We start from the raw sequence: 15,751 nt of genomic DNA, 5'->3' as shown, positions 1-15,751 counted from the left end.
CCGGACTCAGCCTCCCTGCGTTGCGGAGGCCGGCGTACGCGCGCCGACCAGTCCGTAGAAAATGATGTAGCCGTAGCACAGCAGCGGCAGGATGAAGCTGGCCTGCACACCGATGTGGTCGGCCAGCACGCCCTGCAGGTACGGCACCACGGCACCGCCGACGATGGCCATGATCAGCAGGCTGGAGCCCTTGTTGGTCAGCGGGCCCAGGCGCTCGATGCTCAGCGCGAAGATGGTCGGGAACATGATCGAGTTGAACAGGCCGATGGCCACCACCGAGTACAGCGCGACGTTGCCGGAGCTCAGCATGGTCGTGACCAGCAGCCCCACGTTGACCAGCGCGAAGATCGCCAGCAGGCGGCTGGGCGAGAAGCGCGCCAGCAGCGCCGAGCCGGCGAAGCGGCCGATCATCGCCATCGTCCAGTAGGCCGACACGTAATGCGTGGCCTGCTGTTCGCTGAAGCCGCCGATGTTCGGCATCGACAGGTAGTTGACCAGGAAGCTGCCGATCGACACTTCGGCGCCGACATAGAAGAAGATGCCCAGCACGCCCAGCAGCAGGTGGCGCTTGCGCAGCGCATCCAGGTAGCTGTGGTGGTGGCCCTGGTCAGCCTGCTCGGTGGCATCACTCAGCGCCGGCAGGCGGAACAGGAACACGAACAGCGCCAGCAGCACCAGCGCCACCGCCAGGCCCACGTACGGGCCCTGCACGGCCTGCGCCTCGGCGGCACGGTAGGCCAGCTGCTCGGCGGCCGGCAGCGCCGCGATGTCATCGGCACTCTTGACCGTGTTGGACAGGATCAGCATGCCGCCGAAGATCGGCGCGATGGCCGTGCCCAGCGAGTTCAGCGCCTGTGCCAGGGTCAGGCGGCTGGAACTGGTCTGCTCCGGACCCAGCAGCGCCACGTAAGGATTGGCAGCGACCTGCAGCACGGTGATGCCGCTGGCCAGCACGAACAGCGCACCGAGGAAGGCGCCATACACGCGCAGCTCGGCCGCCGGCCAGAAGCCCAGCGCACCGATGCCGGCGATCACCAGGCCGGCCACGATGCCCTTCTTGTAGCCCAGCGCCGCCACCAGCCGACCCGCCGGCAGCGACATCAGGAAATAGGTGCCGAAGAAGGTGAACTGCACCAGCATCGCCTTGGCGTAGTTCAGCTCGAACACCGCCTTCAGGTGCGGGATCAGGATGTCATTGAGGCAGGTCAGGAAGCCCCACATGAAGAAGATCGTGGTGACGACAGCGAGCGCCTTGCCGTTGGTGACGGCGGGTGCGTTGCCCGAAGAACCCGATGGACGGGGCGTTGCGGAGATCGGCATGCGGTACGCGCCTCGATGCGCGGAAGGTCGTTGTTGCGTGGAAGGGGTGTATGGAAGGAATCAGTTCGGACGTGCGGCACTGCTTTCGCGGATGCGCAGCTGCACCGGCGCGACCGTGCGCCGTGGCGGCGCGTCCGGTTCATCCAGTCGTTGCAGCAGCAGCGCGGCAGCTTGCCGGCCCCGCTCGCGCGGGTCGGCGGTGAGCGTGGTCAACGGCGGCACCGCGACCGACGCCTCGGAAATATCATCGAAACCGGTAACGGCGAAGTCGCCACCCGGGCGGATGCCACGCGAGTTCAAGCCCAGCATCAGGCCCAGCGCGACGGTGTCGTTGTAGCAGACCGCCGCACTCGGACGATGGCCATCGGCAAACAGCTCATCGGTGCGCGCCGCGGCTTCCAGGCGGTTCGGTGCCGACTCGATCATCCAGCCCGGCGGCAGCGACAGACCCGCCTCGGCCAGCGCCTGCTGGAACCCGGCACGGCGTTGGTGGCACGAACTGGACGCGGCGTGGCCACCGAAGAAGGCGATCTGGCGATGACCACGCTCGATCAGGTGACGCGTGGCCAGATAGGCGCCGTGCTGGTTGTCCAGGGTCAGGAAGTCCCAGTCGGCCCCTTCCAGTTCACGGTTGAACAGCAGCACGTTGGCATTGGCGCCCAGCGCCTGCCGCAGCAGCGCGGTGTCACTGCCCTCGGCCGGCGACAGGATCAGGCCGGCGGGCGTGTGCTCCATCAACGTGGACAGCACCGCCTGCTGTCGCTCCGGCGATTCGCCGGTGCTGCCGAGCAGGGTCACGTAACCGCGTCCGCCCAGCGCCTCGTCCACGCCGGACGCGAATTCGGCGAAGAACGGGTTGGACAGATCGTTGATCACCAGCGCGATGCTCGACGAGGTCCGCCGGCGCAGGTTGGCCGCCGCGCGGTTGTAGACATAGCGCTGGCGACGCAGCTCGGCCTCGACCTTGGCGCGGGTATCGACGTTGACCAGCGGGCTGCCGCGCAGCACCAGCGACACGGTTGCCCGTGACACGCCGATCGCTCGCGCGATGTCGGTCACCGTCACCGCCTTGCCGGCGCGCTTGCTGGGACTGCTGCCGTTGTCGTTCATCGTCTTCCCGGACTCCGCTGGATGCTCAAGCCTAATGGATCAGGGCCCCGTCGTGCCGTGCCGTTCGCTGGGTCACCGCGAACGGCACAGTCCGGCTCAGCGCAGCTGGCTGCCCGGTGCCGCGCACCAGGACACCGGCAGGTCCTTCACCGCCGTACCCCAGCCCTGCTCCGGCGCCTTCGCGTCGAGCGCGAACTGCAGGCGCGGGCCCTGCTGCAGCTGGTTCCAGTCCAGCCACACCGGCGCATGCGCCTGGCCATCGACCTTCACGCCCTGCACGTACTGCAGGCGGCGGCCATCGGCGCCCGGCGCGTCGATGCGCAGCGTGCGGCCATTGCCCAGGTCCACTTCCACCTTGCTGAAGCGCGGCGTATGCAGCAGGAACTGGCCGCTGCCCGGCACCGCCGGATACACGCCGATGGCGCTGAACAGGTACCAGGCCGACATCGTGCCGAGGTCATCATTGCCGGTCACGCCGTTCGGCGCATTGGTGAACAACTGCTGCGCGGCACGCACCACCGCTGCGGTCTTCCACGGCTGGCCGATCAGCGTGTACAGCCACGGCGAGTGCAGGTCCGGCTCGTTGTTCGGGTTGTAGCGGAACTGGTTGTAGTAGCTGTACGGCCCGACCACCCACTCCTTGCGGGCGGCATTGAGCGGATCGGCCTGCAGCGCGTCCATCGCGAAGAACGCATCGAGGCGGCGACCGGCCTGCTCGCGGCCATCCATCGCTTCGACCAGGCCCGGCACGTCCTGCTGCGCCAGCCACTGGTACTGCCACGCCGTACCCTCATGGAAACCATGGTGCGAGCGTGGGCTGTAGTGGCCATCGGCCGGCGTGTACCACTGGCCGTCCTCGGTACGCGGGCGCGGGAAACCGGTGAAGCCAGTCTCTGCGTCGCGCACCTGCGGGTCCCACACCTTGCGCCAGTTGCGGCCGCGCTCACGCAGCGTCGCCGCGTCCTGCGCGTGGCCCAGGCCGTCGGCCATCTGCGAAAGCGCACAGTCGGCCAGCGCATACTCCAGCGTCGCCGAACCACCGTGATGCGGATCAACGTCCATGCCCTTGGAGGGGAACGCACGGTCGTAGACCACGTAGCCCTTGTCCAGGTAGGTCGGGTTGCCGGAACGGCCGGCCATTCGCGAGTTCAGCGGCGGCGTGCCGAACGCATTGCGGCGCAGCGCATCCCACGCCTGCGATTCACGGCCCTTGAGCGCACCGAAGCGCCACAGGTCGACCATGAACGGCGTGACCGGATCGCCGGTCATGATGTTGGTCTCGAAGTTGGCATAGCCCCAGCGCGGCAGCCAACCGCCCTGCTCGTCGATTGCCAACAGCGTGCGGCCGATGTCACGCGCCACGTCCGGGCGGGTCAGCGCCAGCCACTGGTTCTGCGCGCGATAGGTATCCCACAGCGAGAAGTACTCGTAATAGGTCCAGCCATCGGCGCGGTGGATGCCATCGTCGTAGCCACGGTAGCGGCCATCGGCGTCGTTACCGGTCATCGGCTGCAGCAGCGCGTGGTAGACCGCGCTGTAGAACACGGTGCGGTCATCAGCACTGCCACCCTGCACGCGCACCCGGCCCAGCTGATCGCGCCAGGACTGCTGCGACAACGCGCGCATGCGGTCGAAACCGAGCAGCGCCCCACCCTGCATGCCCTCCGCACGCAGGTTGGCGCGCGCACCTTCGGCATCCACATGCGAGATCGCGCTGACCGCCGTCACCGACTGGCCCTTGGCCAGGTCGAAGCTGAGCCAGGCACCGTTCGGCTTCTGCTCGCCTTCCATGCTGTGGCGCGCACCCGGCAGGCCACCGCCCTCGCCCCAGGTGCCATGCGCCTTGAACGGGCGGTCGAACTCGATGCGGAACCAGGTGGTGTACTGATGGCCGCCACAGAAACTCTTGGTGACCAGCTTGCCTTCAACCACACGGTCGCCGACCACATCGACCACGCTGCCGATCACCGAGTGGCGTTCGTTGGCCTGGCCGACGTTGACCAGCACGTGGCCCTCGCCGTTGCGCTGGCTGAAGGTGTAGCGCTCGGCCGCGGCACGGGTGCGCGCGGTCGCCTCGGCGTCGATGCCGCCGTAGCTGGTCAGCCGCACCTTGTAGTAGCCGGCCTGGCCGACCTCGCCGTCGTGGGTGTAGGACGCGGCATAGGCCTTGTGATCGAACTGCTTGGCGTTGCCGGTATCGAAATCGCCGCCTGGGCCGATCGAACCGGTCACTGGCAGCACCGACACCTGTCCACCCTGCTCCCAGCAGCCGGCGCCGGAAATGAACGAATGGCCGAAGCCACGGATCTTCTCGTCGTCGTAGCGCCAGCCCGAATAGTGGCTGCCGATCGGGCTGACCTGGATCAGGCCGAACGGCGCCGACGCGCCCGGGAACGTATTGCCATCGTCCTTGCTGCCGATGAAGGTATTGACCTCGCGTTCCAGCGCGGCCGGTGCGGCCTGCAGCAGCACCGGCACTGACGACAGCGCGAGCAGGCAGGCCAGGCGCACCAGCGGGCGCGAGGACAATGGGACGGCGGGAGCGGACGGCACTGGACGCATGTCGGGTTCCTGTAGTCGATGACGCGGAGGCAGACGGCCGGGGCCATCCGGCACCGTTCCGCTGAGCCCTGCCCTGACCTGCAGAGAGCTCCCCCTGGAATGACGCCCGACCCACCAGACCGTGAATTTAGATCGATTCAAGTAGAGCATGCAGGTTCAGCCGAATGCATTCTGCGGCGCAGCATGAGAGGGGTGTTCGGCAGGGCTGCGCCCTGCACCTGCCGAAGCCGAAGCCGAAGCAAAAGCCGGCTGTCCGTGGGATGGCGGGGTGGGTCCGGTTGCGGGGGACGCCGTAAATACGTCCATGTAGGCTCGGTCGCGCCATCCATGGCGCTCACGCCCCCGCAACCGGACCCACCCCGCCTTCGACAGATTTCCGCGATCTGTGAATCCACAGCATGCGTGGATGAATCTCTGTCAGATAACGAAATCAATTGGGGTCAGATCCGTTTTCCAAAGGAAAACGGATCTGACCCCACGACCCCATGTCGTTCCAGGATCAATCCAACCGTCACCTGGAAACTGTCGAAGGCGGGGCGGTGTCGGATTGCGGGGTGTCCGCGGCATGGATGCCGCGGCCAAGCCCCCATGGACGGGTTTACGGCGTCCCCGCAATCCGACACCACCCCGCCCAACCCACAGACAACCCAGAGCCGCTTTGGCTTTGGCTTTGGCTTTGGCTCTTGCCGGCCAGCGGCCGGCACTACCGCAGGTGCAGGGCGCCGCCCTGCCGGCCCACCCTTCCCTGCGCACGAAAACGATTTCACTGATTTCAGCAAACCGTCATCCCTTCGCCACGCCAGTACCATATTGCGGAGCAGCATGCGCCCAAGGGCGACCCATGCTAAAAATCGCCCGCCCATCGCTTAGATCGATCCAAGACGACGCTGCGATGGCCGGGAGTTGGGGGAGCAGCAACAGGACGTACCAGGCCACGCGCGCGGTGCTACTGCCACTGCATGGCGACAGCGACAAAGTCACTTCAAATTAGATCGATTCAAGTTGTCCGTGCCACGTCACCGGATCAATCCAGGAGAGAGGGAGAGATGGGAATGAAGCATTCAACACGCACGCATGGCCAGGACGCACTGGCGTTGGCCATCGCGCTGGCATTGGCCGCCGCCGTCATTCCGGCTGGCGCCGCCGCGCAGCAGGCCACGTCCACCGGCGCGCAGGATGCCACCACCCTGGACAGCGTCCAGGTCACCGGCTACCGCTACGCCATTGAAAAGAGCCTTGAGCAGAAGCGCGATGCCAACGCGGTGGTCGAAGTGATCACTGCCGAGGACGTCGGCAAGTTCCCCGACAAGAACGTCGCCGACGCGCTGCAGCGCGTGCCCGGCGTGGTCATCACCCGCAGCGGTGGCGAAGGCAAGAGTGTCAGCGTGCGCGGCCTTGCGCCAGACCTGACCCTGACCCAGTTGAATGGCAACTTCGTCGCCTCCTCGGAAACCAACAACGAAGCCACCCGTTCCTTCAACTACACCCTGCTGCCGTCGAACATGCTGTCCAGCGCCGAGCTGTTCAAGTCGCCGGAAGCGCGCATCGACGAAGGCGGCATCGGCGGCACGGTCATCCTGCATACCCGGCGCCCGCTCGACATGGAATCCAACTCCGGCTACGTGAACCTGGAGGGCACCACCTCCGACACCAGCCACGATGTCGATCCGCAGGTGTCGGCGCTGTACTCATGGCACAGCAAGGATGAGCGCTTCGGCGTGCTGGTCGGCGTGACCCAGCAGAACCGCACCACCCGCACCATGGAAGCCAGCACCGAGGACTACCAGTGGTACGGCAACGGCACCACTGCCCGCGATGCCAACGGCAATCTGCTGGAACAGGATGGCATTCACTACTGGTGGGGCCAGTCCGGCTTCAACAACCAGGCCGGCAAGAACTACAGCGAGTTCTTCATGCCGACCTCGGTGAACTTCGCAGTGAAGGAAGAGAAGCGCGAGCGCAAGGGCGGGCAGCTGACCTTCCAGTTCAAGCCGGTCGACAACGTCACGATGACGGCCAACTACTTCCGCTTCGAACTGCAGGGCGACTACACGCAGAACATGCTGAAGGTGCCGGAGTGGAACCTGGCCCGTTACAACCAGGACGGCAACTGGGCCGGCGGCCGCCTGCTCAACGGCCTGGACTTCGACCCAAGTGGCAGCATCGTTACTGGCGCGCAGTACCAGAAGCTGGCCGGAAAGACCTACTACTGCAGCGAGGATGAAGCGGCGGCCGCCGGCCTCAAGCCCGGCGGCTGGGGCCCGGACGACTGCACCATCCCCACTCCGCAGCTCACCGGCGGCTACAGCAAGGAGAAGGCGCTTTCGCAGACCGCCGACCTGACCATCGACTGGGACATCAGCCCGCTGTGGAAGGCCTCGTTCACCGGTGGCCGCACCTGGTCCGAAGGCGGCCCGTCGATGAACTTCCGCATGTCGGCCAAGCCGCGCCGCAAGGTCGGCAACCAGTGGCAGTCCGGCAACCAGTACACCGCGTGGGACCTCACCGGCACGCCGTCGGTGCAGTTCTCGCCGGACCTGCAGCAGCAGTTGATGGCTGGCGTCGCGGAAGTCGATACCGGCTCGACCGACTCGTCGTGGATGCAGACGGAGGTCAAGCAGAACTACTTCCAGGCAGACGTCACCAAACTGTTCGAGGCCGGCTGGCTGGACTCGATCCAGTTCGGTGCCAAGTACCGCGATGGCAAGGTCCACCGCAATACCGGCAACACCTACTGGGTATGCCCGGGCCTGGACCCCTCCGACTATGACAACAATCGCTACCAGGCCGGTTGCGATCCGACCGCAGGTGATGCGCAGCCGGGCTTCTTCCTGTCCAACCCGATCAGCAACATCACCGGCGCCTTCAACGCCAACGTGTTCCCGGGCATCAACTACCCGGCCTACATCGATTACCTGAACAAGACCTACGGCGGCTCGCACAATCGTACCGAGGAAGACTTCGTCTACGACGTCAACGAAAAGATCTACTCCGGATATTTCCAGGCCAACTTCCGCACCGAGCGCGTCCGCGGCAACATCGGCGTGCGCGTGGTGCGCACCAAGCAGTTCGCCCAGTCGAGCGATTCGGTCGAGCGCTTCAACGATTACTTCGTCGACAACGCCAGCGGCGCGCCGATGAGCTGCGATGATCCGGCCGCCGATCCGAACCTGCGCTGCCAGGGTGGCTTCGTCCGCCTCCCTGACCCCCAGGTACGCGACAAGGTGTACGCCCTGTCGTCGCTGGAAAAGACCTATACCGACGTGCTGCCCAGCTTCAACATCGCCTGGGACATCACCGACAACCTGGTGCTGCGCGGCGCGGCATCGAAGGTGGTCGCACGCCCGAGCTACACCAGCATCGCCTACCCCGGCGGCCTGCGTTACATCAGCGAGGAGTACGCCAACGACCGCCGTGTCACCGGCGGCACCGACACGCCCGGCTGGTACGGCTCGGGCAGCAACAAGGCGCTGGAGCCGTTCAAGGCGGTCCAGTTCGACCTTGGCCTGGAGTGGTACTTCAAGCCGGGCGCGGTCGCAGGTGTTTCGCTGTTCCGCAAGAACGTGGACAACTTCACCGTGCCGGTGGTGCGCGACCAGCAGATGAATGTCGGCGGGCAGTCGGTGACCGTGCAGAAGTACGAGACCCAGGCCAACGGCCGCGATGGCGTGTCGCAGGGTGTGGAACTGTATGGCCAGTACACGTTCGACTTCGGTCTGGGTGTGCAGGCCAACTACACCTACAACGACACCAACCTGGCCTCGATCGTGCTGGACGGCGAGGAAATCGGCTCATCGCCTCTGGTCGGCAGTGCCAAGAACCAGGCCAATGTGACCGTGTTCTACGAGAACGACAAATTCCTGGCACGTGCTTCGTACAACCGGCGTGGTGAAGTGGTCGGTGGCCTGAACAATGGCATGACCACCTACACCAAGCCGTACAGCCAGCTTGACCTGAACGTGGCCTACAACCTCACCCCGGACTGGACGGTAACGGCTGCCGTGCTGAACGCCACCAAGTCCGAGCTTCGCAGCTACATCGGCAACGACAGCCAGGCCCGCCTGCTGTCCAACCTGTACGCCGGCCGCCAGCTGTATTTCGGCGTGAACTGGAAGTTCTGAGCCTGTACCGGGTTGCCCGGGCCCGCCCCGGCGCAACCCACGCCCCGCCCCGGCGGGGACGTTCCTCCACGGCAGCCGCGCTGGTACAGGTGGCTGCCGTTTTCATTGGTGCGTGTTCATTGGTGCGTTTTCGTTGGTGCGTTGCCATTCAGTCCAGCGCTTGACCCTGCCATCGTTGGAAGGTGCACACTGGTCCCATCCCAAGAGCACCGAAGGAGCTACAGATGAAATTCCATGTCGACGGCATGACCTGCGGCGGCTGCGCACGCAGCGTGACCCGCGCGATCCAGCAGATCGATCCGAACGCCAGCGTGGTGGCCGATCCGCCGACCGGCCTGGTCAAGGTGCAGACCACCGCCTCGCAGGAACAGGTGTTCGCCGCGGTGAACGATGCCGGTTTCCCGCCGCGCACCGCCTGATTCCCTGCCCTGCGTCCACAACCAAGCCCGCCCCGTGCGCTGTCACAGGGCGGGCTTTTCAGTGCGTGCGATATCGATTCAATGCTTCTGCGCGCGCCGCCGCACCGCGCCGGTCTTCGCGGCAACGACCGGCACCGGAGCCTCATCGCCTTCGCCCAACCGCTCCAGGATCGGGCATTCCGGGCGCTCATCGCCCGCGCAGCAGCTGATCAGCGATTTCAACGTGTCGGCCATCTGCCGCATCTGCTCGATGCGCTGTTCCAGATCGGCGATGTGCTGTTCGGCCAGGTGCTTGACGTCGGCGCTGTGGCGCGAGGTGTCGTTCCACAGGCCCAGCAGATCGGTGATCTCGGCGACCTGGAAGCCGAGATCGCGCGCGCGACGGATGAAGCGCAGGCGGTGGATGTCCGCCTGCGAGTACGCCCGGTAGCCCGACTCGGTGCGATCAGCCGCAGGAATCAGGCCGATCTGTTCGTAGTAGCGGATCATCTTCGCCGACACGCTGGAGGCCTTGGCGGCTTCACCGATGTTCATGCGGTTCTCCTTCAATGGGTCGCGGAGGGGGCTTCCGCCATCGGCGGCTGGAAGCGGCGCAGGCGCAGCGCGTTGCCCAGCACGAACACGCTGGACAGCGCCATCGCACCGGCAGCGAATACCGGCGACAACAGCACGCCCCAGGCCGGGTACAGCACGCCGGCCGCTACCGGAATCAACGCGGTGTTGTAGGCGAAGGCCCAGAACAGGTTCTGCCGGATGTTGCCCAGCGTTGCCTTCGACAGCGCGATGGCATTCGGCACGCCCTGCAGGTTGCCCGACATCAGCACCACATCGGCCGACTCCACCGCGATATCGGTGCCGGTGCCGATGGCCAGGCCGACATCGGCCTCGGCCAGTGCCGGCGCATCGTTGATGCCGTCACCAGCGAAGGCGACGTGGCCGTGCGTGGCCTTCAGGCGGCGCACCGCTTCGACCTTGCCTTCCGGCAGCACCTCGGCCACGACCTCATCAATGCCGAGCTGGCGTGCGATCGCCTGCGCGGTGCCGGCATTGTCACCGGTGATCATCGCCACTTTCAGGCCCAGCTGATGCAGTGCGGCGATCGCCGCCGGCGTGCTCGGCTTGATCGGGTCGGATACCGCGATGATCGCGGCCAGGCGTCCATCGATGGCCGCGTACATCGGCGACTTGCCCTGCGTGCCAAGTTCGGCCGCAAGCGCCGCAAACGCGGTGATATCCACGCCCAGATCACGCATGAAGCGATCGGCACCGACCTCCACGCGTGCACCCTCGACACTGGCGCGCACGCCCATGCCGGTGACCGATTCGAAGTCGGCCATGGCCGGCAACACGATGCCCTGCCCGGTCGCAGCATCAACAATCGCGCGGGCGATCGGATGCTCCGAGCGCGATTCCACCGCGGCAACTGCCGCCAGCACCGTGTTGCGATCAAAGCCGGCAGCAATCTCCAGATCGGTCAGGCGCGGGCGCCCTTCGGTCAGCGTGCCGGTCTTGTCCACCGCCACCACCTGCGCGTCCTTCAACAACTGCAGCGCTTCGCCCTTGCGGAACAACACACCCATCTCCGCGCCGCGACCGGTACCGACCATGATCGAGGTCGGCGTGGCCAGGCCCATCGCGCAGGGGCAGGCAATGATCAGCACCGCCACCGCATTGACCAGCGCAAAGCTCAGCGCCGGCGAAGGCCCGAAGATCAACCAGACCGCGAAGGTTGCCAATGCAGCAAGCATCACCGCCGGGACGAACCACAGCGTGACCTTGTCGACCACCGCCTGGATCGGCAGCTTCGAGCCCTGCGCCTGTTCGACCATGCGGATGATCTGCGCCAGCATGGTCTGCGCCCCCACCGCCGTCGCGCGCACGGTCAGCGCGCCCTTCTGGTTGACCGTGCCGCCGACCACGCTGCTGCCCGGCTGCTTCTCCACCGGAATCGGTTCGCCGCTGATCATCGACTCGTCGATGTAGCTGCGACCTTCGACCACCTCGCCATCGACCGGCACGCGCTCGCCCGGACGCACTTCCACCACGTCGCCGCTCAGCACGTCATTGACCGGAACATCAATGCTGCGGCCGTCACGGACCACGTGGGCAACCTTGGCCTGCAGGTTGACCAGGCGCTTGATCGCCTCGGAGGTACGGCCCTTGGCCCGGGCTTCAAGGAAGCGGCCGAGCAGGATCAGCGCGACGATCACCGCCGCGGCTTCGTAGTAGACGTTCACTGTGCCCGCCGGCAACAGCTTCGGCAGGAATGTCGCCACCACCGAGTAACCGAAGGCCGCGGCGGTACCCACCGCCACCAGCGAGTTCATGTCCGGCGCACGCCGCAGCAATGCGGGCACGCCCTTCTGGTAGAAACGGCGGCCCGGGATGGCCAGCACCAGCGCGGTCAGCACGAACTGCAGGTACCAGCTGGCCTGCATGCCGAAGGTGGACATCACCCATTCGTGCATGCCGGGAATCAGGTGCGAGCCCATCTCCAGCACGAACACCGGCAGTGCCAGCGCGGTGGCCACGATCAGGTCGCGCTTCAGCTCGGCGCGCTCGGCATCTTTTTTTTCCGCGGCCTCGTCATCGGACTGCACACCCGCCTCGATCACGCGCGCGTCATAGCCGGCCTTGTCGATGGCGGCGACCAGCGCTGCAGCATCGGCCACGCCACGCACCGTGGCGCGCTCGGTGGCCAGGTTGACGCTGGCCTGGCTGACGCCTGGCACCGCCAGCAGCGCGCGCTCCACGCGACCAACGCAGGACGCGCAGGTCATGCCTTCCACTGCCAGCTCGATGGTGGCGGCGGGCACGTCGTAGCCCACCCGCTCCACCGCCTGGATCAGCGCGGCGCGATCGACCGGACCGGACGCACGGATGTCCGCCCGTTCGGTGGCCAGGTTGACCGAAACACTGCCCACGCCCTCGACCTTGGACAGCGCCGCTTCGACACGGCCGACGCAGCTGGCGCAGGTCATGCCCTCGATGGGCAGGCTGATGGTGGAGGGGCTGGCGGGGATTGCGGCGGCGCGGGGCGTGTTCATGATCGGATTCCCGGGGATTCCTTCTGGATGCGGACAGGCTAAACCTTGCCATCGTGGGAAGGTCAAATCCAGCCACCCCGGGGTTCATGAAAGGGTTCATCCACGCATGGCGTGGATCTACCGGGCGGACGGGGGCGCCTTGCGGATCAAGGCCCGACGCCCCCGCTGTCCGCCTCAGAAGGTGAACACATACTCCAGCGCGAATTCGCGGCCGACCGCGCCGAGCAGGCGGGTCGGGGCGAAGTCGTAGTCCAGCTTGTACGGGTCCTTGTGGTTCCAGCTGGCCGAATTGAACACGTTGTTGACGTAGACATTGACCTTGGCGTGCTCGGTCACCTGGTAGCCCACGTTGAAGTTCCAGGTGATGAACGGCCCGACGCGGCCAAAGTAACGCGAGGTCTGCTGGCCGGCGTTGGGGTTCGGGTTCACCGAACCATCCGGCAGCCGTGCCGGCTCCAGGCAATTCAGTGATGGGCTGTCACTGGGCACGTAGCCATCGGCGAACGGCAGGCAGCCACCGGGGTTGTCCAGGCGGTCGGTACCCCAGTGGTAGCGCACGCCCGGCACCGAACCAATGCGGTCGGCATAGACGTTGGCATTCCAGTTGCCGCGTTGCCAGGCCAGGCTTGCGCGCAGCTTGCTGCGCAGGTCGCGGTCGCGTCGTTCCGGGTTCGGGTCGGCGGCGTAGCGCTGTTCCTTGGTCGAGATCTGGTTGGTGTAGTTCACCCCCAGCTGGAAGCTGCCCCACTGCGCGGTCTCCAGCCGGTAGCGTGCGGTCAGGTCGATACCGCGCACTTCGCGGCTGGCCAGGTTGAACGGGCCGCGCTCGATCGACACCAGTCGACCGTTGCTGTCACGGTTCACGCGGGCCAGGATGCCGGCGCAGTACTCGCCGCCAGCCGGATTGGCCCACGGCGTGCCGTCCATGTTCTTGCCGGTCAGGCAGCCCGCTTCGCTGGCCAGCACCTCGTCGGCGCCGACGTCGACGATCATGTCTTCCAGCTTGATCGCCCAGTAGTCCGCGCTGACCGACAGGTTCGGCATCACGTCCCAGACGAAACCCACCGTCCACGAATCACCGGTCTCCGAACGCAGCAACGGCGTGCCACGCCGGTTCACGTCGAACGTGTACCAGACATCGGTGTTGCCCACGCCACAGTTGTTGACCAGGTAGGCACCACTCTGGATGCAGCGCAGGCGGTCATAGGTCTGTACTTCCGAACTGCTCGGCTGGCCCAGCAGGTAGTGCATGTCCGGTGCATGGAAGCTGGTGGCATAGGAGCCACGCACCAGCAGCGACTCCACCGGGCGCCATTCCAGGCCGACGTTCCAGGTGGTTTCCTTCTGGCTGCCGATGTCCAGCGCTTCGCTGCTGTCGTCGGCCTTGTAATTGCCATAGCGGTCATAGCGCGCGGCCGCGGTGGCGGTCACGCTCTCCAGTAGCGGAATCTTGAACTCGACGCCGGCCGAATAGCGGGTGCGCTCGCCGCCACCCCGATCGACGTTCTGCAGGTCGAAGTCGATGCCGGCGCGTGGGTCGGGGCTGAGGTGATAGCCCTGCTGCGCAACCTCGGCCACGGCGGCGAACGAGATCGGGCCGGCCCAGCCCTGGAACAGCTCGCCGGTGATATCCGCCGACGCCTGGTTGACCCACGACGCCGCGCGGTTCTTCGCGACGGTGCCCATCTGCCAATACTGGTCCGGCGTCAGCGGGTTCCACCAGCGCGATTCGTTCAACGCGTAGATCGCCTCGCCGTCAGCGGTGGTGCCCAGCTTCGGGCCGAGGAAATAGTCGTACGACTTCTGCTTGTCGACCACGTTCTGCCGCTCTTCCACGCGGTAGTAGGAACGCCCCACCGTGGCGCTCCAGTCGAAGCGGTCGGCCAGGCGCCCGCGCAGGCCGGCGCTCCAGTCCCAGGACAGTTCACGGTTGGTATTGCGCAGCGTATCCAGGCCACCCACCTCGTTCGGGGTGAACTGGCGCACGCCCAGGATCGGCCGGTTGCGGTTGGCATCCCAGTAGTAGCCGTTGTCATCGTCGATCAGCGACACGCCGGGCGGATTGGTGCCCCAGATCGCCTCGGAGCGGTACACCGCCAGGTTGGTCCAGGCCTGCAGGTCGTTGCTGAAGTCGAAGGTGGCGTACAGGTTGCCGGACACGTTCTCGGAACCTCCGGTGAGCAGCCAGTTGGCGTAGTCGGCGCTCATGCCGCACAGGCGGCCGGTGTTGCTGATGGTGTTGGCGGCGTAGTTGTAGACCAGCCGATCGGCGGTGTAGTACTCGCCGTTGAACTTCTCGCAGGTGCCCGCAGGTGGCGCCAGGCGCTGGCCGGTGGTCGGATCGATCAGCGCCAGGCCGGCGGTGGGACGGAACCCGACCTTGCGTTGTTCCATGTTCCAGGACGGGTACGGCGCATCATCGGCATCGTCCATCTGCGGGCGGTCACGGCCGAACAATGGATCGCGCTTGGTGTACTGCAGCGCGTAGGTCACGCTCCAGTTGTCGCCGGTCTTGCCGCCGGCCCAGGACAGATCCCAGGTATCGCGACCGCCTTCGGTGGAGGTGCCCCCACGCACGCGCACTTCGTCGCCGTCGTAGTTGGTCTTCAGGATGACGTTGACCACGCCCGCGATCGCATCCGAGCCATAGATGGCCGAGGCGCCACCGGTCAGCACTTCGATGCGTTCGACCGCCGCGGCCGGAATGTTGCCGTAGTTGGAGAAGTTGGTTTCGCCACCGTAGGGCAGCGGGTAGTCCGCTACGCGGCGCCCGTTGACCAGCAGCAGCGAACGGTTCGGGCCCATCCCGCGCAGGTTCAGGCCGCTGGCATTGGGCGTATGCGAGCCCCACTGCGAGGCGGCTTCAACGGTGCCGGTGGCTTCGGTTAGGGTCTTCAGCGCGTCGTACACGCTGACAAAGCCTTCCTTCTGGATCTGCGCGGCGGTGATCACGTTGACCGGCGCCGGGCCTTCGACGCTGGCGCGCTTGATGCGCGAGCCGGTGACGGTGACCGCGTCGAGATCCTTGGTGGACGAACTGGCGGTTTCCTGCGCACTGGCCGCCAGGGGCAACAGGGCCAGGACCAGGGCCTGGGACAGCAGGTGACGACGCTTGCGGACGATCTGAGCCATGGGTGGTTGCTCTTCGAAAGTGTGGACGCACGGACGGGTG

8 protein-coding genes are annotated in these 15,751 nt (G+C 66.1%); 2 read left to right on the top strand and 6 right to left on the bottom strand.

Annotated elements, in window-relative coordinates; genetic code table 11:
- Positions 1–6: 6 nt before the first annotated feature.
- The 3 genes from fucP to AB1281_RS08000 all read right to left on the bottom strand — a co-directional run bounded on the left by fucP (position 7) and on the right by AB1281_RS08000 (position 4,992).
- Entirely contained in the window at positions 7–1,320 is a 1,314-nt protein-coding gene (gene fucP, locus AB1281_RS08010) for an L-fucose:H+ symporter permease (RefSeq protein ID WP_008265126.1), read from the bottom strand.
- Between the two features lie 60 nt (positions 1,321–1,380).
- The gene (locus AB1281_RS08005) at positions 1,381–2,430 is read right to left on the bottom strand and encodes a LacI family DNA-binding transcriptional regulator (RefSeq protein WP_014037023.1); all 1,050 of its coding nucleotides are present in this window, start codon (positions 2,428–2,430) and stop codon (positions 1,381–1,383) included.
- A 96-nt stretch (positions 2,431–2,526) separates the two neighbouring features.
- Positions 2,527–4,992, bottom strand: coding sequence for a GH92 family glycosyl hydrolase (locus tag AB1281_RS08000; RefSeq protein ID WP_430345533.1), 2,466 nt, complete (start codon positions 4,990–4,992; stop codon positions 2,527–2,529).
- Between the two features lie 1,046 nt (positions 4,993–6,038).
- On the opposite strand from AB1281_RS08000, the gene AB1281_RS07995 reads away from it, so the two are divergent.
- Positions 6,039–9,113 carry a TonB-dependent receptor gene (locus AB1281_RS07995; RefSeq protein WP_188489381.1) on the top strand — a complete coding sequence of 1,025 codons (3,075 nt, stop codon included), beginning with the start codon at positions 6,039–6,041 and terminating at the stop codon, positions 9,111–9,113.
- A 224-nt stretch (positions 9,114–9,337) separates the two neighbouring features.
- Positions 9,338–9,532 carry a heavy-metal-associated domain-containing protein gene (locus AB1281_RS07990; RefSeq protein WP_430345532.1) on the top strand — a complete coding sequence of 65 codons (195 nt, stop codon included), beginning with the start codon at positions 9,338–9,340 and terminating at the stop codon, positions 9,530–9,532.
- Between the two features lie 78 nt (positions 9,533–9,610).
- Here AB1281_RS07990 and cueR read toward each other — a convergent pair whose 3' ends face one another.
- The 3 genes from cueR to AB1281_RS07975 all read right to left on the bottom strand — a co-directional run bounded on the left by cueR (position 9,611) and on the right by AB1281_RS07975 (position 15,711).
- Positions 9,611–10,066, bottom strand: a complete 456-nt coding sequence (gene cueR / locus AB1281_RS07985) for a Cu(I)-responsive transcriptional regulator (RefSeq protein ID WP_430345531.1) — start codon at positions 10,064–10,066, stop codon at positions 9,611–9,613.
- Positions 10,067–10,077: 11 nt separating this feature from the next.
- Positions 10,078–12,579: a heavy metal translocating P-type ATPase gene (locus AB1281_RS07980; RefSeq protein WP_430345530.1), complete on the bottom strand. Its 2,502-nt coding sequence runs from the start codon at positions 12,577–12,579 to the stop codon at positions 10,078–10,080.
- Between the two features lie 174 nt (positions 12,580–12,753).
- A complete protein-coding gene (locus tag AB1281_RS07975; RefSeq protein ID WP_430345529.1) occupies positions 12,754–15,711 on the bottom strand; it encodes a TonB-dependent receptor plug domain-containing protein in 2,958 nt (985 codons plus the stop codon).
- Between the last annotated feature and the right edge of the window lie 40 nt (positions 15,712–15,751).

The organism is Stenotrophomonas sp. NRRL B-14846 (assembly GCF_050473585.1).
GTDB lineage: Bacteria > Pseudomonadota > Gammaproteobacteria > Xanthomonadales > Xanthomonadaceae > Stenotrophomonas.
Note: the sequence above shows the minus strand (reverse complement) of the source record. Positions and strands in the feature narration are given on the sequence as shown.

Bases quoted from the DNA above. Each gene is read 5' to 3' on its own strand.
- AB1281_RS08000 (WP_430345533.1), bottom strand. From the start codon at position 4,992: ATGCGTCCAGTGCCGTCCGCTCCCGCCGTCCCATTGTCCTCGCGCCCG.
- AB1281_RS07990 (WP_430345532.1), top strand. From the start codon at position 9,338: ATGAAATTCCATGTCGACGGCATGACCTGCGGCGGCTGCGCACGCAGC.
- AB1281_RS07980 (WP_430345530.1), bottom strand. From the start codon at position 12,579: ATGAACACGCCCCGCGCCGCCGCAATCCCCGCCAGCCCCTCCACCATC.
- AB1281_RS07975 (WP_430345529.1), bottom strand. From the start codon at position 15,711: ATGGCTCAGATCGTCCGCAAGCGTCGTCACCTGCTGTCCCAGGCCCTG.
- fucP (WP_008265126.1), bottom strand. From the start codon at position 1,320: ATGCCGATCTCCGCAACGCCCCGTCCATCGGGTTCTTCGGGCAACGCA.
- AB1281_RS07995 (WP_188489381.1), top strand. From the start codon at position 6,039: ATGGGAATGAAGCATTCAACACGCACGCATGGCCAGGACGCACTGGCG.
- AB1281_RS08005 (WP_014037023.1), bottom strand. From the start codon at position 2,430: ATGAACGACAACGGCAGCAGTCCCAGCAAGCGCGCCGGCAAGGCGGTG.
- cueR (WP_430345531.1), bottom strand. From the start codon at position 10,066: ATGAACATCGGTGAAGCCGCCAAGGCCTCCAGCGTGTCGGCGAAGATG.